21 protein-coding genes are annotated in these 20,816 nt (G+C 49.6%); 18 read left to right on the forward strand and 3 right to left on the reverse strand.

Annotated features, from left to right (window positions below; all coding sequences use genetic code 11):
* Positions 1 to 19: 19 nt before the first annotated feature.
* The 5 genes from IEW11_RS02115 to IEW11_RS02135 all read left to right on the forward strand — a co-directional run bounded on the left by IEW11_RS02115 (position 20) and on the right by IEW11_RS02135 (position 6,129).
* A complete protein-coding gene (locus IEW11_RS02115; RefSeq protein ID WP_188528551.1) occupies positions 20 to 508 on the forward strand; it encodes a dihydrofolate reductase in 489 nt (162 codons plus the stop codon).
* A gap of 216 nt (positions 509 to 724) precedes the next feature.
* Positions 725 to 2,212: a glutamate synthase subunit beta gene (locus IEW11_RS02120; RefSeq protein ID WP_188528553.1), complete on the forward strand. Its 1,488-nt coding sequence runs from the start codon at positions 725 to 727 to the stop codon at positions 2,210 to 2,212.
* Between the two features lie 128 nt (positions 2,213 to 2,340).
* Positions 2,341 to 2,667, forward strand: a complete 327-nt coding sequence (locus tag IEW11_RS02125; protein ID WP_188528555.1) for a hypothetical protein — start codon at positions 2,341 to 2,343, stop codon at positions 2,665 to 2,667.
* 66 nt (positions 2,668 to 2,733) lie between these two features.
* Positions 2,734 to 3,867: a glucosaminidase domain-containing protein gene (locus IEW11_RS02130; RefSeq protein ID WP_188528557.1), complete on the forward strand. Its 1,134-nt coding sequence runs from the start codon at positions 2,734 to 2,736 to the stop codon at positions 3,865 to 3,867.
* A gap of 24 nt (positions 3,868 to 3,891) precedes the next feature.
* Positions 3,892 to 6,129 carry a type IA DNA topoisomerase gene (locus IEW11_RS02135; protein ID WP_188528559.1) on the forward strand — a complete coding sequence of 746 codons (2,238 nt, stop codon included), beginning with the start codon at positions 3,892 to 3,894 and terminating at the stop codon, positions 6,127 to 6,129.
* Here IEW11_RS02135 and IEW11_RS02140 read toward each other — a convergent pair.
* Positions 6,114 to 6,857: an HAD family hydrolase gene (locus tag IEW11_RS02140; protein WP_188528561.1), complete on the reverse strand. Its 744-nt coding sequence runs from the start codon at positions 6,855 to 6,857 to the stop codon at positions 6,114 to 6,116. The two genes, IEW11_RS02135 and IEW11_RS02140, sit on opposite strands and share 16 nt — an antisense overlap.
* A 136-nt stretch (positions 6,858 to 6,993) precedes the next feature.
* On the opposite strand from IEW11_RS02140, the gene IEW11_RS02145 reads away from it, so the two are divergent.
* A complete protein-coding gene (locus IEW11_RS02145; RefSeq protein ID WP_188528563.1) occupies positions 6,994 to 7,131 on the forward strand; it encodes a hypothetical protein in 138 nt (45 codons plus the stop codon).
* Positions 7,132 to 7,270: 139 nt separating this feature from the next.
* Here the strand turns inward: IEW11_RS02145 and IEW11_RS02150 are convergent, their stop codons facing one another.
* A complete protein-coding gene (locus IEW11_RS02150; protein ID WP_188528565.1) occupies positions 7,271 to 7,492 on the reverse strand; it encodes a hypothetical protein in 222 nt (73 codons plus the stop codon).
* Positions 7,493 to 7,637: 145 nt separating this feature from the next.
* On the opposite strand from IEW11_RS02150, the gene IEW11_RS02155 reads away from it, so the two are divergent.
* From IEW11_RS02155 to IEW11_RS02185, 7 genes are all read left to right on the forward strand, one after another.
* Positions 7,638 to 8,363 carry a phosphonate ABC transporter ATP-binding protein gene (locus tag IEW11_RS02155; RefSeq protein WP_188528567.1) on the forward strand — a complete coding sequence of 242 codons (726 nt, stop codon included), beginning with the start codon at positions 7,638 to 7,640 and terminating at the stop codon, positions 8,361 to 8,363.
* Between the two features lie 71 nt (positions 8,364 to 8,434).
* Positions 8,435 to 9,046 (forward strand): DUF3298 and DUF4163 domain-containing protein, encoded by a 612-nt coding sequence (locus IEW11_RS02160; protein ID WP_188528569.1) that lies wholly within the window; start codon positions 8,435 to 8,437, stop codon positions 9,044 to 9,046.
* 217 nt (positions 9,047 to 9,263) lie between these two features.
* Positions 9,264 to 9,683, forward strand: coding sequence for a response regulator (locus tag IEW11_RS02165; protein ID WP_229724909.1), 420 nt, complete (start codon positions 9,264 to 9,266; stop codon positions 9,681 to 9,683).
* A 90-nt stretch (positions 9,684 to 9,773) separates the two neighbouring features.
* Positions 9,774 to 11,414, forward strand: a complete 1,641-nt coding sequence (locus IEW11_RS02170; RefSeq protein WP_188528573.1) for an APC family permease — start codon at positions 9,774 to 9,776, stop codon at positions 11,412 to 11,414.
* A 79-nt stretch (positions 11,415 to 11,493) separates the two neighbouring features.
* Positions 11,494 to 12,186, forward strand: coding sequence for an MOSC domain-containing protein (locus IEW11_RS02175; protein WP_229724910.1), 693 nt, complete (start codon positions 11,494 to 11,496; stop codon positions 12,184 to 12,186).
* Positions 12,183 to 12,929, forward strand: a complete 747-nt coding sequence (locus IEW11_RS02180) for an SDR family NAD(P)-dependent oxidoreductase (protein WP_188528575.1) — start codon at positions 12,183 to 12,185, stop codon at positions 12,927 to 12,929. The genes IEW11_RS02175 and IEW11_RS02180 overlap by 4 nt, the downstream gene beginning before the upstream one ends.
* Positions 12,919 to 13,953, forward strand: coding sequence for a phosphotransferase (locus tag IEW11_RS02185; protein WP_188528577.1), 1,035 nt, complete (start codon positions 12,919 to 12,921; stop codon positions 13,951 to 13,953). The genes IEW11_RS02180 and IEW11_RS02185 overlap by 11 nt, the downstream gene beginning before the upstream one ends.
* On the opposite strand, the gene IEW11_RS02190 is transcribed toward IEW11_RS02185, so the two are convergent.
* Positions 13,924 to 15,267, reverse strand: coding sequence for an MFS transporter (locus IEW11_RS02190; protein WP_188528579.1), 1,344 nt, complete (start codon positions 15,265 to 15,267; stop codon positions 13,924 to 13,926). The genes IEW11_RS02185 and IEW11_RS02190 overlap by 30 nt on opposite strands.
* Before the next feature lie 258 nt (positions 15,268 to 15,525).
* Here IEW11_RS02190 and IEW11_RS02195 point away from each other — a divergent pair, with 258 nt between their 5' ends.
* From IEW11_RS02195 to IEW11_RS02215, 5 genes are all read left to right on the forward strand, one after another.
* Positions 15,526 to 16,533: a 2-oxoacid:acceptor oxidoreductase family protein gene (locus IEW11_RS02195; RefSeq protein ID WP_188528581.1), complete on the forward strand. Its 1,008-nt coding sequence runs from the start codon at positions 15,526 to 15,528 to the stop codon at positions 16,531 to 16,533.
* 47 nt (positions 16,534 to 16,580) lie between these two features.
* A complete protein-coding gene (locus IEW11_RS02200) occupies positions 16,581 to 18,887 on the forward strand; it encodes a thiamine pyrophosphate-dependent enzyme (RefSeq protein WP_188528583.1) in 2,307 nt (768 codons plus the stop codon).
* Positions 18,888 to 19,003: 116 nt separating this feature from the next.
* Positions 19,004 to 19,312 carry a hypothetical protein gene (locus IEW11_RS02205; RefSeq protein ID WP_188528585.1) on the forward strand — a complete coding sequence of 103 codons (309 nt, stop codon included), beginning with the start codon at positions 19,004 to 19,006 and terminating at the stop codon, positions 19,310 to 19,312.
* The gene (locus tag IEW11_RS02210; RefSeq protein ID WP_188528587.1) at positions 19,309 to 19,824 is read left to right on the forward strand and encodes a hypothetical protein; all 516 of its coding nucleotides are present in this window, start codon (positions 19,309 to 19,311) and stop codon (positions 19,822 to 19,824) included. Before IEW11_RS02205 ends, IEW11_RS02210 begins: the two co-directional genes overlap by 4 nt.
* 230 nt (positions 19,825 to 20,054) lie before the next feature.
* Positions 20,055 to 20,816 carry a GTP cyclohydrolase II gene (locus IEW11_RS02215; RefSeq protein WP_188528784.1) on the forward strand — a complete coding sequence of 254 codons (762 nt, stop codon included), beginning with the start codon at positions 20,055 to 20,057 and terminating at the stop codon, positions 20,814 to 20,816.

The raw sequence follows: 20,816 nt of genomic DNA on the forward strand, positions 1-20,816 counted from the left end.
AAGGAAAGGGGCTCCTATCATGTCTATAACAATGATTGCAGCTATGGCGAAAAACCGGACGATCGGCACCGATAATGAGCTGCCTTGGCGATTGCCGGAGGATATGGCGTATTTCCGCCGGGTCACAACGGGTACGACGGTGATCATGGGGCGCAAGACACTGGAATCATTCGGCAAGCCGCTGAAAAATCGCCGCAATGTTGTATTGACCCGCAATCCGGATTATAGGCCTGAAGGCTGTGAGATTGTGCATTCGATCGATCAAGCACTGGGCCAATTTGCTTCGGCCGATGTGATGGTCATCGGGGGCGAAGAGATTTACAGGCAGTTTTTGCCTTATGCCGACAAAATATTGCTTACCGAAATCGATGCCGAGTTTGAGGGTGATGCTCAGTTCCCCGAATTTTCAGCGGAAGAGTGGCAGCTTGCAGAAAGTGTAAAGGGAATTCGTGACGAAAAGAATCCATATGACTATTATTTTCAAACTTATGTGAAAAAACGCTCTTAATTGGAAATTATCGGACAGATGTTATGTCCTAATAGACGAACATTATGTCAATTAGTACAAATGATTATACGGATAATCCATATGTCCGCAGCAGGTTAAAATGCTAGGATGTTGTATTATAGTGTTGAACAGATGCAGAAGTTTGGTATTGAATATTCTAAACAATGCAGATATAGTTTGAAGAAATAAGGGAATAACGGATGGAGGAAAGCGATCATGTCTACACCTACTGGATTTATGGAATATAAACGCGAGCTTCCGGTTGACCGCGATCCGCTTGAGCGTATCAAGGATTGGGAAGAATTTCACAAGCATATGTCAGATGAGCAGTTGAAGACTCAAGGCGCACGTTGTATGGATTGCGGTACCCCGTACTGCCATACCGGTATAGAATTGGGCGGTTCCGCTTCGGGCTGTCCGGTCAACAACCTGATCCCGGAATGGAATAATCTAATTTACCGAGGCCTGTGGAAAGAAGCGCTTGACCGCTTGCATAAAACGAACAATTTCCCTGAGTTCACTGGACGCGTATGTCCGGCGCCTTGTGAAGGCTCCTGTACGGTTGGACTGATCGGTGAACCGGTAACGATCAAAACGATTGAACAAGCGATCATCGACAAAGGTTTCGACCAAGGCTGGGTTGTGCCGCAGCCTCCTAAAGTTCGCACCGGCAAACGTGTAGCGGTTGTTGGTTCCGGACCTGCTGGTATGGCAACTGCTGCCCAACTGAACAAAGCGGGCCATCATGTAACGGTATACGAGCGTGCGGATCGAATCGGCGGATTGCTCGTTTATGGCATCCCGACGATGAAGCTGGACAAGCAAGTGGTTCAGCGCCGCGTTGACTTGATGGCAGCGGAAGGCGTTGAATTTGTAACCAACACAGAGATCGGTAAAGACATCTCCGCTCAAGAGCTTGTTGACGGTTTTGATGCTGTTGTGCTGTGTGGTGGAGCAACGAAGCCGCGTGAAGTGAATATCGAAGGCCGTGAACTGAATGGCGTTCATCTTGCTATGGATTATTTGAACGGCACGATCAAGAGTTATCTGGATTCCAACCTGGAGGACGGCAACTACCTTTCCGCTAAAGATAAGAACGTCATTGTTATCGGCGGCGGTGATACCGGTACAGACTGTGTAGCTACCGCGCTTCGTCACGGCTGCACATCCGTTACGCAATTCGGTACGCATCCGAAAGCGCCGCTTGAGCGCGATCAAGTGACAAACCCATGGCCGCAATTCCCGAATGTATATACGCTCGATTATGCACAAGAGGAAGCAAAAGCGTTATTCGGCGCCGATCCTCGCGCATTCTCCGTATTGACTAAGAAATTCGTCGGTGATGAGCATGGCAACGTGAAGGAGCTTCACACCGTTCAAATCGAACGTTATGTCGATGAAACCGGGAGAAAGATCTATAAAGAGATTCCAGGTACAGAGAAAGTTTGGCCTGCGGATCTGGTACTGATCGCTGTCGGGTTTGAAGGACCGGAAAGTACATTGATCGATCAGCTTGGCCTGGCTCAGGATCGCCGTTCCAATGTGAAAGCGGAGTATGGCAAATATACGACTAGCGTGGACAAAGTGTTTGCTGCCGGCGATATGCGCCGTGGCCAAAGCTTGGTTGTCTGGGCAATTAATGAAGGCCGTGAAGCGGCTCGTGAAGTAGATAAATATTTGATGGGTTCATCGGTGCTTCCATAACGGAGGGTGCAGCAAGATACCATCTATGACAAAAAGGCGCCTGCGGGCGCTTTTTTGACTTATAAGCGTGAGAGTAAAGTAAATTGACGATCCTCCTTCGGGAAGGGAATGAAGAAAGGGAGAACGAAATGATTAAGTATGGATCAGATCGAGTAACAGAGCTTCAGTTTGCAGATTTCCGGCCGCGGTTTGAGCGGCGCGACAATCAATGGATCGATATTGAGCTGCGCTTCGGGCTGACTGATGAATCACTAGAGGATGCACCGCAGGATCTGATAGATTTAACGATTTATGTGATATGCACATCTGGCGGCCAGATCGCACAGATCATTCCCCAGGATGAAGGCTGCGACTGTGAATACCAGTTCACGGCGGGTGAGAAAGCGCAGATTGAAGCTTTTATCAACCGTCCTGATGTACAAGCCCAGATCGAGAAAACCGCTTCCCAAATGTAGGGTGAGTTGTGGTAAAATAGGGTTTGGCAAACGAAACGGTGATCTGACGTTAAGGGGTGTTCGTGCATGGCTGCTGAAGGTGCAATGATTCTGACACCAACGGAAATTTCGAATATTCGAAATTATGTGCAGCATAAATTCGCCGCACTGCCTCAGGAGCAGCGAGCGGAAATCATAGCCGATGCTATTCAACGGATAATTATGAAACAGCTTCCAAGCTTTGAGGAGACGGTTAAAAAAACGCTCACCTCTGCTTTGCTGCGGTCGATTGTCTTGATACAAGGCAGGCCGGTGGGCCCGGAAGATATCTTCCGGGTATGTTTATCCCAGAACATGAAGAATGAACAGCTGGCCAATCCTTTATTAGAATGGATCAATGACCGGCTTCAAGCATCCATCTCGATCGGCGAGTTGAGAGCGATTCTTCCGGAAACCAACGAAGCGATGGATGAAACATCGGCTATTTTAGCATGGGAGAGACTCGTCCAATTATCGGAAAAGAAAGTTTCGCTTGCTGTTGAACCCCCAACGCCAGCGGCAGAAGAACCAGTCCGATCAGGAATCGTTGTCCCGTTATTTAAGCCGAGAGCAAGGCGGCGTTTGCTTCCTGTTATGTACGGCTTATTAAGTGTGCTGCTCGTGGCCTCGATCATGTTCTATACAAGTGTCATGTCTGCGAAACAGCAATCCGAGACGAATCTTATGTCCTCATTGCCCTCAAAATGGGTAACAAATTTGCCCGTAACGCTAAAGCCGAATGAACTACCGCCAGATCTCCAATACATAACGATAGACAATGCCAGACTGAAGCAGTTTTTGAAGGGGAGAGCTTCCGTATTGGCTGAAGACCCATACTACGACGCGATTATAAAAACAGCCCAGGAGCAAAACATTCATCCTTTGCTGCTGTTTGCAATAACCGGCCAGGAGCAAGGATTTGTATCCAAAAATAATAAGAATGCGGAGCTAATCGCTAACAATCCTTTTAACGTGTTTCACAGCTGGAAGGAATACAACACGACGATTCACGATTCCGCCGATATTGCAGCGCGTACGGTGCTCAGATGGAGTAAGGATCGTCCGGAGGAGAGGGATCCGATTCAATGGATCAATCGAAAGTATGCTGAAGACCCGAACTGGCACAAAGGTGTGCGCAGCATATTTGAATCGCTGAAGCATCACGTAGAAACGACATCCTAAATTGATTGCGCGAGGAGAACGCTTTTGAAAACATTGATTATAGCCGAAAAACCGGATATGGGAAGAACGATTGCCGCAGTGCTGGAGCCTAAGGCACAAAACCGGCGTACTTATCTGGAAGGCGACAATTATATCATCACATGGGCAATCGGCCACTTGGTCAGCTTAGCCGAGCCGGATCACTATGATCCAAGATATAAAAAATGGAATGCGGAGGATCTGCCAATTATTCCGGACCGCTTCAAGCTGTGGCCGAATCCAAGAACGAAGGATCAGCTCAAAACGATAGGCGAGCTTGCAGGCCGCTGCAAGCAGCTTGTAAATGCGTGCGATGCCGGACGGGAGGGTCAACTGATCTTTCACTTGATCAGGCAGTATCTCAAGCTCACCCAGCCTACACAGCGGCTTTGGATTTCTGATCTTACTCCAGAGACGATCAAGCGGGGCTTTGACGGCTTGCGCAGCGATACCGAATACGAGCCGCTCACACGCGCGGCAAAGGCCAGAAGCGAAGCGGACTGGCTTATCGGGATGAATGCTTCGCGCGCCTTCACAATTCGCCACCGTACGCTACTGTCCGTAGGGAGAGTTCAGACTCCGGTGCTGGCGCTGCTGTATGACCGGCACAAGGAGATCACGGCTTTTCAATCGGATACGTATTATGTAATTCATGCAATGTTCGAGCAGGAGAGTGGAAGCTATAAAGGGATCTGGCAGGGAGACCGATTAACCGATCCGGAAAAAGCCGGAGCGCTGGCCGATAAAGTAAGAGGTAAGCAGGGAAAGATCCTGTCCTACGAGGTGACCGAGTCCAAGGAATATCCTTACCGACTATATGATCTCACATTGCTGCAGCGCGAAGCGAACGGCAAGTTCGGTTTTTCGGCGAAAAAAACCCTTGATGTTGCTCAAGCTCTTTATGAGAAGCATAAAGTTATCAGCTATCCCCGGACGAATTCGAATTACGTGACGGAAGAGAATCTGCCGGTGATGGGCAAGGTGCTGAATATGCTGCAGAGCGGCACGCCTTATGCCGAATTGGCGGCTGGTGCTGACCGCAGCCGCGTTCATAAAGGCAACAGGGCTGTCTGCAATCCTTCCAAGGTAGAAGACCATCATGCGATTCTGCCAACGCCCAAGAAAGCTTCGGGACTGCAGCCGGACGAACAGAAAATATACGATTTGATCGTTAGGCGATTTTTGTCGCATTATTATCCGCCTGCGGTGTACAACAACCATGAAGTATTGACCGAGGTCGAAGGGGAAACCTTCAAAACGAAGGTCAAGCAGCAGCTTGATCCAGGCTGGAAGGTCGTGCAGGGCGGCCCGGATCCATCGGAGCAGAAGGCAAGATCGAAGGGCAAGAAAGTTCAAGATCAAGATGACAACGAAGAAGAATTGATCACGGACGCCTTCTCGGTGAACAAAAAGCTGCCTGCACACTGCAAAGAGGTTGAAATGAAAGAAAAGGCAACACAGCCGCCGAAGCCGTTCACCGAAGGAACCTTGCTGAAAGCGATGGAAACAGCCGGGAAGTCGATCGAGGACGATGAACTGAAAGAGGCGATGAAGGATACCGGACTCGGCACACCGGCGACACGCGCCGCAACAATTGAGCGGTTAAAGCAGGTCGGTTATATTACGCTAACCGGCAAACGGCTCGAAATTACATCCAAGGGCTGTGCGGCAATCGAGTTGATCCGCAGCGCAGGCGTGGAGCTGTTGGCTTCTCCGGAGATGACCGGCAGATGGGAGCAGCGCCTTCACCAGATTTCTAAAGGCGAAGCCTCCGATCAGCAGTTTATGGAGAAAGTGAAGCAATTCGCGGCGATGATCGTAGAGAAGGTACGGTATCAGCGGCCTGCTCCTCCTTCGCTGTTTCAGGAAGAGGAGAGGAAACCGAGAGGGAAAGCGGGCGCGAAGAAAACTTCTCCAAAGAGATTCCAGTCCACGGAAAATAAACCGTCCAGTGAGCCAAAGGAGCTCTCGGCGCTGGCTCCATGCCCAAGGACGGGCTGCAAGGGTCAGTTAATCGAGGGTAAACGAGGCTTTGGCTGCACGCAGTACAAGGAAGGCTGTACCTTTGTCATATGGAAGAACCTGGAGAGTAAGACGATCACTGCTGCGATGGCCAAGCAGCTCGCCCAAAAGGGCGAGACGAATAAATTATCATTTAAGCTGAGTAACGGGGAGACGAAGAAAGGCAAGATCATGCTGGCAGACCGCGACAGCGGTAAAGTAGCGGTTCAGTTCGAGGAATAACGTCCTACATAACTGTGGATTGTATCCGGAACCTCGATGAGATGCTGGAGCGTGAAGAAGGCCCCTCTAGGCTGCACGTCGATCTGAATGACATTATAGAGCCATTCGATTTCACTCTTCATATGGATCGCATGGATGCCGGCAGTCAGCGCGGGCACAACGTCCGTACGAATCGAGTTCCCGATCATCCAAGTATGATCACGGTCAAAATTGCCTTCAGACAAAATACTCTCCAAGGCTTCATTATTTTTGTGCCGCCGCACATAGATGCGGGATCCAAAATACCGCTCCAGCTGCAGCCGTTCGATCTTGCGTTTTTGGATCAGCGGCTCCCCCCCTGTATATAAATGAAGGTCATGCCCTTGCTCAGCCAATTGATCCAACGTGGCCTGCATGTTCGGATAGGGCTCCACTTCCTGTTCATATACGCTTAAGCCCAGCCTCCACAGCAGGTCTTCTTCAAGGATTGACATCTTTCGTCCTGTTATATCCGAAAAATAGCGATACGTATCAATGAATGACTGCGGGAAGTGATCGCTCTTAAAGCCCAGCACATGCACTTGGGCGATATCAATCTCCGTCTGTTTGTCGCGAATCGTATCGGCCGTGATGCCATAACCTGAAAACCAGGTCGTCATCAGATCTGAAAATTGATCGATGATCATATAAAAATATTTATTACAGTGGATTAATGTATCATCCAAGTCGAATAACAGCGTTTGTTTCATGCAGGGAACGACTCCTTCGAGAGATAAATGATGATCTACTATCCTCAATCTACCCGATCCATTGCTTCGCGTCAAACTGTATAAAAATCCCGCGGCTTCCGTATACTGATACTGAATAAGCCGGAGGTGAACCTTAGTGCCAAACAATCGAAGCGAGACCAAGGAAAACCGCAACAGTGAGTCCAGGATGAAACAGCAGGCAAGAACATTGAGAACAGAAAAAGCTGCCAAACGTCCGCCAAGCTTGAACGGAATCAATAAGCAGCTTCCATAAGCAGGTCGCCAAGCAGAAACATCCGCCGTCATCTTAGGTGGCGGTAAAATCATTCGCGGTGAATGGTGAATGCGAACATAAACAACCGGGGAGCTACGTATGGCGCTTCCCGGTTGTTTGTGTTCGTGCATATGGTTAGTTAAGCATATTTTAATCGTTTATTCATCAGATCATTCTTAATGAAGGCAATGCGTTTGCGTACGTAGAAATCATGACTCTCGCCTTTAAGCTTCCGGGGCGTGATCACCTCCCCCGCCTGATTGTCGATAATAGTCAATGCACCGTCAGAATAGAACTTAAAGGTTAAGTCTCTCCAGGGACGGTGTTGCTCTATGAACCGAAAATTTTCGCAGCTTCGCATGATGATCTCCTCCTTCGAAAACAAAGTTTTCAGAACATTCGTTCTTGTTTTTATTATACCAAACATTTGTTCGTGTGGAAAGAATTATTTGTTTCCCGTAAACTAGATTCATAGAGAACCTAAGAGAGACAAAGGAGCACTGGACATGATTAAGGTAGACCAGCTTAGCAAAAAAATCCCGGCCGGACCGAAAGTGCTGTCCGATATTACTTTTGAAGCTCATCGCGGGGAATTTATAGCCGTCGTCGGCTCCAGCGGCAGCGGCAAATCGATGCTGCTGAAATGTTTAGCGCTCCGTGAGAAGTGGACATCAGGCGGATACTTCGTCGAGGGAGAGGACGTACTGAAAAACCCGTTGACCGGAACAAGAAAAATCAAGCGGGAGTTTGCCTATTTGGAAGAGAAGCCGGTGTTGTCCTTAAATAAATCGGCACTTAAAAATGTATTGATCGGGACGCAATATCAGACACCGCTGTGGCGCATCGTGACCGGGATGGTACGAAATGACGATTATATGGGCGCGATGGATACGATCGAAAAGGTAGGCCTGCTTGAGAAGGCCCATCAGAAGGCCGAAAAGCTAAGCGGCGGGGAGAAGCAGCGCATCGCAATCTCTAGAGCGCTAGTGCATGGAGCGAAGGTAATCCTGGCTGATGAACCGGTATCCGGTCTGGACCCGCATGCAGCCGAGCAAATACTTGCGGATTTGAAAGCGCTGTGCAAGCAGCAGGGCTTGATCGTTATCGCAGTCATCCATCAAAGCGATCTGGCTGAAAGGTTCGCCGATCGTATTCTAGGGTTGAATCGCGGAAAGCTGGTACTCAATATTCGGGGCAGACGTTTAACGCAGGGAGAGAAGCTGCAGCTGTAATTTTTTTGTTATGATAGGCTTATTACCTGCATACAATGGTACATCTTACCGAAAAGGCAGGTGGCATCGTTATGGTGTTTACACCCCCGGCGGTGATTCAGCCTTCCCGTCTGACATATCCAAAGACCGAGCTGTGGCTGCCCATCGTGTCCGGCATAACGGATCATGCGGCTAGAAACCGGATCAATGAGACGATTCGCAGGTCTGCATCCCAATTGGTTGCGAAACAGGGCCCGCTTAGCGATCCGCGCGCAGAGATGCTGGGATGGTTCGAGGTAAAAACGAATCAAAAGAGCGTTCTCAGCTTGTCTCTTTTTAATTATGCATATACCGGAGGGGCGCATGGCTTGACGCTGCAATTATCGTTGACATTGGATCAAATGACGGGGCGGCAGTATTCACTATCGCAATTGTTCAAGCCAGGCAGCGAGTATGTAAAGCGGTTGTCGGCTATTATAGCCCAGCAGATTACGAGGCGGGATGTCCCTGTACTGCAGCCCTTTGTATCCATACGTCCTGATCAGGATTACTATGTTGCCGATCGTTCACTTGTCGTCTATTTTCAATTGTATGAATTAACGCCTTACGTATATGGATTTGCGTATTTTCCAATTTCAGTCTATGATATTCAAGATATCGTGAATGAAAATGGGCCGCTTGCTCCGATGATTGTGAACGATTAGTTAATTTTAAGATATATTATCCAAAATTTTCTTCCACTTCAGAAGGGATTTTATCGAGGGATGTCGAATAATATAGAAAAAATCTCTTCTGCAAGGAGTAATCGCCATTAATCCCATATATTACATGCTAATTGCAGCGATCATCGTTTTGGTCAGTGTAGTTTTCAGGAGTTATCGAAAAGGTTTTAAGAAACAACCGATCCATGAGTCTCTATCCGTGCAAAAATCTAACGCCGGCACTCTTGGAGCGGCGAGAAAATCAGGCAGGAAAGCTGGAGAGCCCTTCTCCATTTTAATAGTGGACGATCAGGAGAGCATCCGTATGCTGCTGGCTGAAGTGTTTCAAATTGCAGGATTTAAGGTGCAGGAAGCTCAGAACGGACGAATGGCCATTGCAAAGTTCAGTGAACACCCGTTTGATGTTGTGCTGCTGGATTTGAGAATGCCATATATGAGCGGCATTGAGGCGCTGCGTGAAATTCGCCGGATGGATCAGGAAGTGATCGCCGTCATGTTCTCCGCATACGGAGACCAGGCCAATATGGACGAAGCCAAACGTCTTGGCGTGAGGCGGTTTTTCAGCAAGCCTTTTGACATTGAACTGCTGAAAAATCATGTGCTTGAACAGCTGCAATAATGGAAGGATTACCATGTACTTTCGGGTACATGGTTTTTTTGTGCTGAATAACCCGCTTTCCATCATAAAGTAAGGGAGGAGGGGTGCTAAATGTTCGATGTTCTTTGCGGCGTACTGCTGTTTGCGGCTGTGTGCGGTATTGGATTGCTGATCGCGTTTGCCGTGCAGCACCAAATGAAACGATCAGGTCAAAAATTGCTTTGGCCTACGGAAGCCTATTCCCAATACATACAGGATAAATACGCTCTGAACAGCTGTGGTTATGCCCAGCAGCTGAACAGAAGCTGGAGCAGCTTTGGCTCATTTTGCATTTCATTTACGACGATGTCGATATTGGCCGGCTCCGCAATGTATTTCGGTCCGGTCTTCTCGCTTGGAGGCGCTTGGGCTTTCAGTATCGGTTGGCCGATTGTTTCGTTGTTTGCCATTATCGTCGCTGCGGCTGTTTCTGAGCTTGCTTCCGCAATTCCGACGTCAGGCGGCGTGTATCATTGGGCGCTGGCAGCCGGTGGAAAGAAGTGGGGGTGGGGAGCGGCATGGCTGCGCGGTTTTGGTGATGCAGGCCTGCTGATCCTTATCAATTGGGCAGGTTCCTCACTCATTGATTCAATCCTCTCTGGAAGTCTGGAATATGAACGGGGGAGCGGCTCGCTGCTGCTTATCGCCTTGCTGCTGTTTGCATCACAGCTCTTTATAGCTAAGGCGGGAAAAGGATGGTTAAGTCGGATTATAAAATGGGGCACATGGCTTCAGGTGCTGCTGATCGTAGTGATCGTCGGTGGCATGGCCTGGATAATCGGGCCTCATCTGCAGCCTGCTGAATATTTATTTGCTTTCGGCCCCGGAGGAACCGGGGAAGGCGGATTTTTGCAAGTGCTCTTGACGCTCTTGCTGCTTCATCGTATATTCATGGGCGGCGATGCGGCTGCTCATGCAGTCGAAGAAATCCATAATCCAAGCGTAAATGCACCGTGGAGCATATTTCTTACCGCTGTATACGGCTTTGTGTTCGGATATGTCTTATTGGCTTTTATTGCGCTTACGACGACAGACGCGATGGCATTTTACGGGAAGAGCGATGCTTTTCTCCTTCTGATCTCTGACGTATGGGGAGCTTGGAATCCGCTCATGAATATGCTCATTACCGCCGGAGTCATTGCTGCCTTGTGGGGAAACGGTCTAGGGGTTCTGAATTCCGGTTCACGATTATGGTTTGCTTATCTTCGGGACAGCCATTCACATATCGGCCGCTGGCTATCTGCTGTGTCAACGACAAGTCAGACTCCCGTCAGGGTGATTTTGGTACTTGCAGGCGCAGCATATGCCGGGCTCGTTGTCCTGCTGTTGGTTATGCCTTGGACGGCTGGTTCCTCCGGCATGTTATGGTTTCTTACCGGCTGGAGTACGCTCTGCATGAATCTGGCGTTGGCGATCCCGCTTGGCCTTCTATTGCTCAAACCTGCAAATGTCAGGTTTGGCGAGCGGATCTGGCATTTGGGCCGTTTCAGCACCGCGGTTCGCTGGATTGCTTTTCTATGGTTAATATCATCGGCCTTGGCAGCTGCAATATGGCTGGACCGCTGGGTGTTTGCAGTACTGACGGCAGCTTTACTGGCAGTCGTTATAATACGGTCTGCAGAGAATTGGTTGCCGGGGAGCAGCAGCACTCTTTACGGGATAAAATCGCGAGAGGAGCTGCTGAAAATCGAAAGGCAGTACAAGCAGCAATAACCGGATCATAATTGTCACACCGCCCCAATCGTTTTATAATAAGTGCAAGGTTAAGTGAAAGTCGATTGGAGGGATTTAATTGTCGGCACTAGCTCCCGATTTGGGGACAATCATTTCCATTAATGTCGGTCAACCGGTCAAAACGATGCATGGAAATAAAGAAGTGGAAACCGGCATTTTCAAGCAGCCGGTCAACGGAGTTCAATGGCTAAGCTATAACGGCTTAAGCGGGGACGGCCAAGCAGATCTCGTTCATCACGGCGGCGTGGACAAAGCCATATGCGTATATGTGTACGACTACTATAAACATTGGGAAAGAGCGCTCGGGAAGAAGCTGGAGTACAGCGCTTTTGGTGAAAATTTTACAGTATCGGGCGGCCATGAGCGTGTGGTGGCGATCGGTGATATTTACCGCATTGGCAGTGCCAAGGTACAGGTAAGTCAACCGAGAATGCCTTGTTTTAAGCTCAGCATCAAGCATGGTGAGCCGCAACTGCAGGAATGGGTGCTTAATAAGGGATATACCGGCTTCTATTTCCGTGTGCTGGAGGAAGGCGAGGTCAAGGCAGGCGATGTGTTTGTCTGCGAATCGAAGCATCCTGAGCGGATGTCCGTGGCGGAAGCGGCGTTTATCATGAAACGGGACAAGAAGAACATCGAAGCGGCCAAGCGGCTGTTGGCGGTAAAGGAATTGTCGGAAAGCTGGAAAGTCGATTTGGAAAAACGGCTGCATGAGCTGCAGGCTGAAATTGAGGAGGAGGATGTTATATGAAACCAGTTGCGCTTATTACTGGTGCTTCAGGAGGAATTGGCCGTCAATTATCAAAGTCCTATTTGGAAAAGGGGTATGCGGTGATCCTGACGGATGTTGACCCTGCGGACCTGGAGCGTTTGTCCGGGTCGCTTGCGACCGAATTCGATCGCGAATCGTTCCATATCGTACCGGCTGATTTAAGAAATCCCCAGGATATCTCGGCTATGATTCAGAGCGGAAAAGACCGCTACGGGCGTATCGATGTGTTGATTAACAATGCTGGCTTCGGCATTACGAAAATTCCTTATGAGTTGACCTGGGAAGAGTGGGACAGCGTGTTGAATACCAATCTGCGCGGCGCGTTTCTATGCTCACGGGAGGCAGCGTCCGTTATGAGGAACCAGCCGGAAGGCGGAAGCATCGTACATATCGCATCCACGCGTGCCATGATGTCCGAGCCCCATACGGAAGCTTACGCGGCATCCAAGGGCGGGCTGCTTGCGCTGACGCATGCGCTGGCCGCCTCGCTGGCACCTGACCGGATCACGGTGAATTGCATCAGTCCGGGCTGGATTGAGACGGGTGATTACACACAATTAAGAGAGGAAGACCATCAGCAGCATTGGTCGGGCAGAGTCGGACGGCCGGAGGATGTTGCCCGGGCCTGTCTATACTTAACTGACCCAACCAATGATTTTGTAACGGGTGCGAATATCGTCGTAGACGGCGGGATGACGAAGAAAATGATCTATGAGGAATAAGGAAAACATCCTGGAACGCGTACCGGACAGCTTTGCCGTATACTTGGACCAATATGATTGGCCGTCCGCCTACCGCGTAGAGATGGAAGAGAGCGGAATGAACAACACGACCCGGATGGTGTACTGCGGACATGAGCGGTACGTGCTTCGGGTGTACGATAATCATAAAGATCATGCGAAAGTACAGCTAGAGCACACGGTTTTGCGCGAATTGGCCAAGCAAAAGGCCAGCATCCTGATTCCCGTACCTGTCATGAATCGCAGCGGCCATACGGTCACGGCAGCACCGGATGGTAAGCTGGCCGCTCTGTACCGTTATATCGAAGGGAAGAGGCCGATGCCTGCATTAGATCAGCATGTTGCGGGGCTGGGACAAGCTTCAGGCCGTTTAGTTGATGCCTTGTCGCGTTTATCGATCCATTTGACTCCGGTATACAGCGCTTATTATGAGCTTGGTGATAATTACGGGTATTTGACAGAGGACAAGCTTGAAGCGGCGCTTTTGAACAGCTCCTCATTACAGCAGCTTCAACCAATAAGGAAACGCTTATCCGTGGAACGGACACATCTTATCCGGTCATATGACAGACTGAAAGCAATGCCTCATCAATGGATTCATGGCGATATCGTATTCACGAATGCGATCGCGCAAGGGGAGCGGGTGATCGGCTTGCTGGATTTTGAGTTCTGCACTAGAGATTTGAGGGCGATGGAGCTGGCAGTGGTTTTACCGGAATTCATACACGAGGATTTGGAACAAACATTGCATAAGATGGAGTTATTCATTGCAGGATACGGAATCCACGCGAAGCTAACCGGGCCGGAGCTTGAGCTGCTTCCGGATCTGATTAAGCTGCGCATGCTTGATGTTTATTTGCATTTTGCAGGAAGGCTGCTTGAAGGGTTGGATGATGCCGCGGTATGGGAAGGACAAATCAAACGGGCAGCTTATGTGTGTGACTGGGTGAATCAACATCGCGAGCGATTGGGGCGTTTATTTCAGGTCCATTTGCTTGGCGGTTAATGTGTCGCTCGTATCCCGAATTAACCACGCTGTTGCCAATGCTAAAAGGCTGACCAGGGTGCCGTAGACAAAGACGGCATGAATGCCCGCCATAAAATCATGGCTTCGCACAAGCAGGGCGCCCATGATCGTCACGCCGATCGCCGTTCCAATATTTCGCGAGAACATTTGCAAAGACGCGGATACGCCGCTCTGATGCTGCGGAACAAGCTGCTGGGAGCCGATCGTGCTTACCGTAAAGACCAGACCATAACCGACGCCCTGTACTGTGAGCGCTATGAAGGCATACAGGAAGCCGGTGTGCGGCCCCAGAAAGAGAAGCAGAAAGCCTGAAACCGCAACAAGCAGATTTCCTGCCAGCAGCAAACGCGAATAGCCGTAGCGCAATACCCACCTGCCTGCCGGCACGGAGCTGGCCATCCAGCCGATCGACATACCGAGCAGCGCGACACCGCTAATGAATACCGAATAGCCTCTTTCCTGCAAAAATAACGGGATATAGCTTGATGTGCCGAACAGGGCGGCGCAAGCGACAAATGAATTGATGATCATCCAGCGCAGCTGGCGATTGGCGAACATCGAGATCGGAACGATCGGCGACGGATGCTTCCGTTCATACATATAAAACAGCGCAACAACAAACGTCCCGGAGCCGGCTAACCATAAAGCCTGGTTCTCCACGGTCGTTGCTGCGAGCAGCAGGCTGACACCTGTGGCAAAGAGTATGGAGCCTAGTACGTCGATGCGCGATTTCTTCGGTTCGTACTCTTCTTTATAGCCGAGCAGCAGAACAAACGACAGCAGACAAATCGGAACATTAATATAGAAAATCCACCGCCAATTGGCGACTTCCACAAAGAACGAACCTAACATCGGCGCCAAAATGGCTGCAAGTCCCCACATCGCAGAGAACAACGCCTGCACTTTGCCGCGCTGCTCGACAGGGTAAAGATCACCGGCAATAATGATCGGAAACGGCATCATAATGCCGGCCCCCATGCCTTGAACGGCCCGAAACAAGACCAGTTGCAGCATGGTATCGGCAAAACCGCACAGCAGCGAACCAAACAAAAAGAATAAAATGCCAAAGCCAAATATGGTTTTGCGTCCATATATATCAGAGATGCGTCCGGCCAGCGGGGTCAGCACAGTAGCAAAAATCATATAGGCGGCAAAGCTCCAGGCGTATAATGTAAATCCGCCAAGCTCTTCAGCAATAATCGGCATCGTGGTATTTGTAATGGTTGCGTCCATTGATGCGACGAGCATAGCCATTACGATACTGGTCATCACCAGCGTTCTGCGCGTTTTCATAACTTTGCCTCCAGTACGGAATGAAAGGAGATTCTTAGACCATATACATAGTAGCATATGGACGGAAATGTTGAACATGATTATTTTATCGGGATAAAGGCGTCAGCCATTAGACAAGAGGCGATTGATGTATGCCGAGGCGAGCATAATAATTAGGTGATAATATCCAATAAACCCTATGCGTTTTTCCAATTTACTGATATACTTTAAGTTGTAATTTTGCGACTTTTCAGAATTATCTTGAAGGGAGTGGGAGTCTTGCCGGTTCTACCGAAAACGAACGATCTTGGTTTTTTTGAAATCCGCTTGGAATCCATAGGCGGTCTTGGGGCGAACCTCGCCGGCAAAATGCTGGCTGAAGCGGGTGTTGTTGGAAGCGGATTCAATGGTGTCAGCTTCTCCTCTTATGGTTCCGAGAAAAAGGGCTCTCCGGTAAAAGCGCATATTCGGTTCTGTGATTTAAACACGAATATCCGTGATACGACACCGGTGGAGCGTCCGCATATCGTGGGCATTTTCCATGAAAACTTATCCAAAACCGTCAATGTCATCAGCGGTATTTATGAAGACAGCATGGTGCTCGTTAACTCCTCCAAAACTCCAGAACAACTAAAAGACAAAATGAAGCTGCTTGGCGGAACAATAGCCGTCATCGATGCGACCGGGATCTCGCTTGAAGAGAAAAACCGCGTCAATATGGCGATGCTGGGCGCGTTGTTCCGTCTTTGCGACTTTCTTGACACCGAGAATATGAAACAGATCATTCGCAAATCGCTGGAGAAGAAATATCCGCAAGCGGTGGAACCCGCGCTTCGGACATTTGATCGCGGTTACAATGAAGTAAAGTTTCAAACATTTGCACTGCCTGAAGGCCAGGAAATGCCCATGCCTATCCGCTGGGATATCCCCGTGCTTGGGTTTAATACCCAGCCGATGGGGGGCATGATTACAAATCCCGGCAACAGCATCCTGAAGGATTTGAGTATATCAAGGCAGGGCATGATGCCGCACTTCGATGAAGAGAAGTGCATACACTGTGCGGCTTGCGATACGGCCTGTCCTGATTTTTGCTTTGTCTGGGACGAACAGCCGGACAAAAAAGGGCGTCCGCAAATGTTTCTGCAAGGCATTGATTATCAATACTGCAAAGGCTGCTTGAAGTGTGTCGTCGCTTGTCCGACGGAAGCGCTTTCCTCCGAACGGGAAACGGACGGTTATGGAGAAGAGCATCGCGTTGCGCATCGATTTGAATTGGCAAACGGTTAATTTCTTGCATTCCATAGTGTAGAAGAATTGGAGAGGTGAGAAAGACAATGGCAATCGAAATCAATAAGGAAGTCAATCAAGGGAAGATTGAGCAGCGCATGGTGTACGAGTCGGGCAATGAAATGGCCGCGTATGCCGCACACCAAATCAACTATCATGTAATGGGGTATTTTCCGATCTCGCCATCAACGGAGGTAGCGCAGTTTCTCGATTTGATGAAGGCCAACGGCCAGCATGATATTAAGCTCATTCCGGCAGACGGCGAGCATGGCTCCGCGGGTATATGCTACGGCGCCTCGACTGCAGGCGGACGCGTCTTCAATGCTACCAGCTCGAATGGTTATTTATATATGTTGGAGCAGATGCCGGTTCAATCGGGCACCCGCTTCCCAATGGTTATGAATCTCGTATGCCGCTCCGTATCCGGACCGCTCGATATCCATGGCGATCACTCCGATTTATACTTCGCGCTTAATACTGGTTGGCCGATTCTGATGTGCCGCGATCCGCAAGCGGTATATGATATGAACATTATGGCGATTAAGCTGGCCGAGGATCCGGCCGTGCGGCTGCCTGTATTGGTCGCTTCCGACGGTTATTTCACCTCCCACCAGAAGCGGCGCGTCCAGACCTTCGCGCATCGCGCGGATGTGCATGACTTTGTCGGCGCGACACCGCCTGCCGGCTTCGCGCACGTGCTGGACCGCAACAATCCGATTACTGTCGGTCCTTACATGAATGAGCCGGATTATATTAATAACTGCTATCAGCAATCGGTAGCGATGTACAATGCGGGAGAAGTATTCGATCGCATCCGCAAGGAATACGCAGAACTGACCGGACGGGATTATCCAATACTTGATTTGTACCGGATGGAAGACGCGGAGGTGGCCGTATTCCTGATGAATTCCGCATCTGAGATCATTAAAGATGTAGTCGACCAGCTGCGCGCCCAAGGGATCAAAGCGGGCTCCATCGCACCGAACATGATTCGTCCGTTTCCTGCCGCAGAAATTGCTGAGGCGCTCAAGAATGTGAAGGCGGTAACGATCGGCGACCGTGCCGATTCGTATGGGGCGCACGGCGGCAATATGACGAATGAAATTAAGGCGGCTTTGTTCTCCAATCAGAACGTAACGACCAAAGTCATCAGCCGGATTTATGGATTGGGCGGCAAGGATTTCTATGCCGAGGATGGCCATCATTTCTTCCAGCTGGCGCTGGATGCGGTGAGCAAAGGCAGCATCGATGTCCCGTTCGATTATTATGGGCATACACCTGGCGATCCGTCGAAGAGACCGGTTCGCGTGCTGGAGCCGTTGAAATATGAGGATTTGAAGACCGGTCTGATTACGGTTGACCGCGATCAATCCACTGGAAAGCTTAAAGTCAAGGTTCCGCCGGTCAGACAGCTGACGAAGAAGCCCAAACGTCTTGCACCGGGCCATGGCGCCTGTCCGGGCTGCGGTATTTTCTCCGGGTTGGAATTGTTCTTCAAAGGTATCGAGGGCGACATCGTGGCCTTGTACCAAACAGGCTGTGCGATGGTCGTAACGACAGGGTTCCCTTATTCCTCACATAAAGCGACGTACATTCATAATTTGTTCCAGAACGGCGCCGCGACGCTGTCAGGTGTTGTGGAGATGTTCTGGGAACGCAAACGCCGCGGCGAATTGGACGGATTGGGATTGAAGGATGATTTCACGTTTGTCATGATTACCGGCGATGGCGGTATGGATATTGGGATGGGGCCTGCGATCGGCAGCGCTTTGCGCAACCATAAAATGATCATTCTCGAGTATGATAACGAAGGTTACATGAATACCGGGGCGCAGCTCTCGTATTCCACACCGCTCGGTCACCGCACGTCGACCTCCAACGTCGGCAAGCATCAGGGCGGCAAGCTGTTCCATCATAAGGACACGGCGCAGATTATGGCTGCAACGAACATTCCTTATGTGTTCACAGGCTCGGAATCACTGCCGCAGGATCTGCTGCGCAAGGCGGCGAAAGCGCAATATTACGCGCAGAACGAAGGCCTCGTATACGGTAAAATATTGATTTCTTGTCCGCTCAACTGGCTATCCGAAGAGAAGATCGGACAAACCTTGATCGATGAAGCGGTCAATACTTGCTTCTTTCCGATGTATGAGGTAGAACAGGGCGTCACAACCATCACATACAATCCGGAAGAGAAGGGAAAGCGAATCCCGATGGCGGATTGGCTGAAGAATATGGGGAAAACGAAGCATATGACCCGTCCTGAATATGCAGAAGCGCTGCAATCATTCGAGGATGAGGTCGAGCGCCGATGGTTGCGGTTGAAAGCCAAGCACGAAAACCCATATCTATAATGACGAACATTCTAATTGCAAATTTCTAATTGCAAACAAGGCGCGTGCTCTTCCGAGTCTGCGTCTTGTTTCATTATAGCGATCCGGATTGTCATCAAAAGGAGGATTCTGAAGAGATGCCAATCGTATGCCGCCACCGGCAGACGGGGGAGTTAGCCGCTGCTAAGCTTCGCAACAAGTATGATCTGATGTATTACGGCGTGATCTGGTGGGAAGATACAGAAACGGCGGAGCCTTCGAAGGAGCATGTGTTATTAGAGCACGGATTCGAATATCCGGAGGATTGGGAGCTGGTGGAAACCTCTGAAAACCGTCTGAAACTATTCAATGTGAAATTGAATAACGATCCATTGCGCAGACTAATCCTGGAGAAGGATGGCAGTCTGAGAACGATGAATTCAAGCAATCGGAGTGTGAATGGATGAACAATACGCAAATAAAAAAACGGTTCGCCCAGTTTTGTGATATCCGTTCGGAAGCCGACCTGATCACTTTTGGCGGGGAGCTGAAGGAGGAAGGCTTTACCGCTGTGCGAAGATATTTGGATGATTTTCGCGCCTTTCTCAGAAGTTATGAAGACCATCAGCAAGCCGAAGCCAAGCTGCTGGTGAAGCATGGACGAATCGCCATACCTGAGCCCAAGCGAATAAGTCCCTCCTGGGAAGAGATCTGGCAGGAGTTTGACCGCATCGTAAAATACAAGAATAAGGTGTTAAATACCATAACTTCCGAGCAGCGCACAGGGGAATGGCAGGTACTGCTGGATAACCCCTTTACGAATCAGAGTATCGTCGTCTATCCTGCATTAACGTTTCTGGAAGCGGCTTATATGTTTGCTTATTTCCGCGCCGGCTTAACCCAGAACGAGTATATTCGGCTGCAGCGGATTGAAACGTTAATTTCCGACAATGGCGCGGTGCAAGGCGATGGGGAATAGGCATCGAAGGAGAAGAAACGGCTGCTGATCGTAGATCGGAGCCGTTCTTTTTGTTGTAAGAAAGCAATAGCGGATGCGCGATTATACCTGCTAGTGATTTCATGATAAGATGGACTAATTAGGTGAAAATAAAAGCATCCATAACATTTGCCGCTGAAGCCAGGCAAATAATGAATGAGCCGGCTGAGCATGAGAAGAGAAGATTAGAGGACAGGAAGGAAAGAGACCCGATGATCGATCAGCAAGTAGTGTCCGTACTAGATAAGAAAATACAAACGATTGTTTTAGCCGAATCCACCAATGTATTGGTCGGCCCTATCAATCTTCCGGTTAATCTGGATGGGGAAACGGTCATGTTCAAGTGGTACTGCTGGCTCCCGATTACTAGCCAGGAAGGGATCAAGGCTTGCAAAACGGCGACGACAGAAACATTAATCAAGCAGCTGTCGTCTTTTAATCTGGCGGAAAAGCAGCAATCCAGCGTATTGGTTTACGGTGATTTTGAGGACGCTGAGCATGCGCTTATACGTATGCATAGTATCTGCCATACAGGCGATATCTTCGGCAGCAAGCGCTGTGATTGCGGCTATCAGCTGGAGCAGTCGATGAAGATGATTGCCGCGCATGGGGCTGGAGCTTTATTCTACCTTGCGAATCATGAAGGAAGAGGGATTGGGCTGTTCAGCAAAGCGATGGCTTATATTTTGCAGGAGCAAGGGCTCGATACGGTTGAAGCAAATTTGGAGCTCGGTTTCGTGGACGATTCCCGGAATTACGCCGACGCGATCGGAATTTTGCAGCATTTGCGGAAAAAGCCGGTTACGTTAATCACAAACAACCCCAAGAAGCTGGAAGCGCTCAAGTCCTCAGGCATGAATGTGGAGGCTCGTATTCCACTATGGGGGGACATTTCAGAGTTTAATGAAAAATATCTGAAGACCAAAGTTGAGCGTTCAGGGCATTTTGCGGAAAGCGGCGAACCACTTCAATGA

Source organism: Paenibacillus abyssi (genome assembly GCF_014640295.1).
GTDB lineage: Bacteria > Bacillota > Bacilli > Paenibacillales > Paenibacillaceae > Paenibacillus_D > Paenibacillus_D abyssi.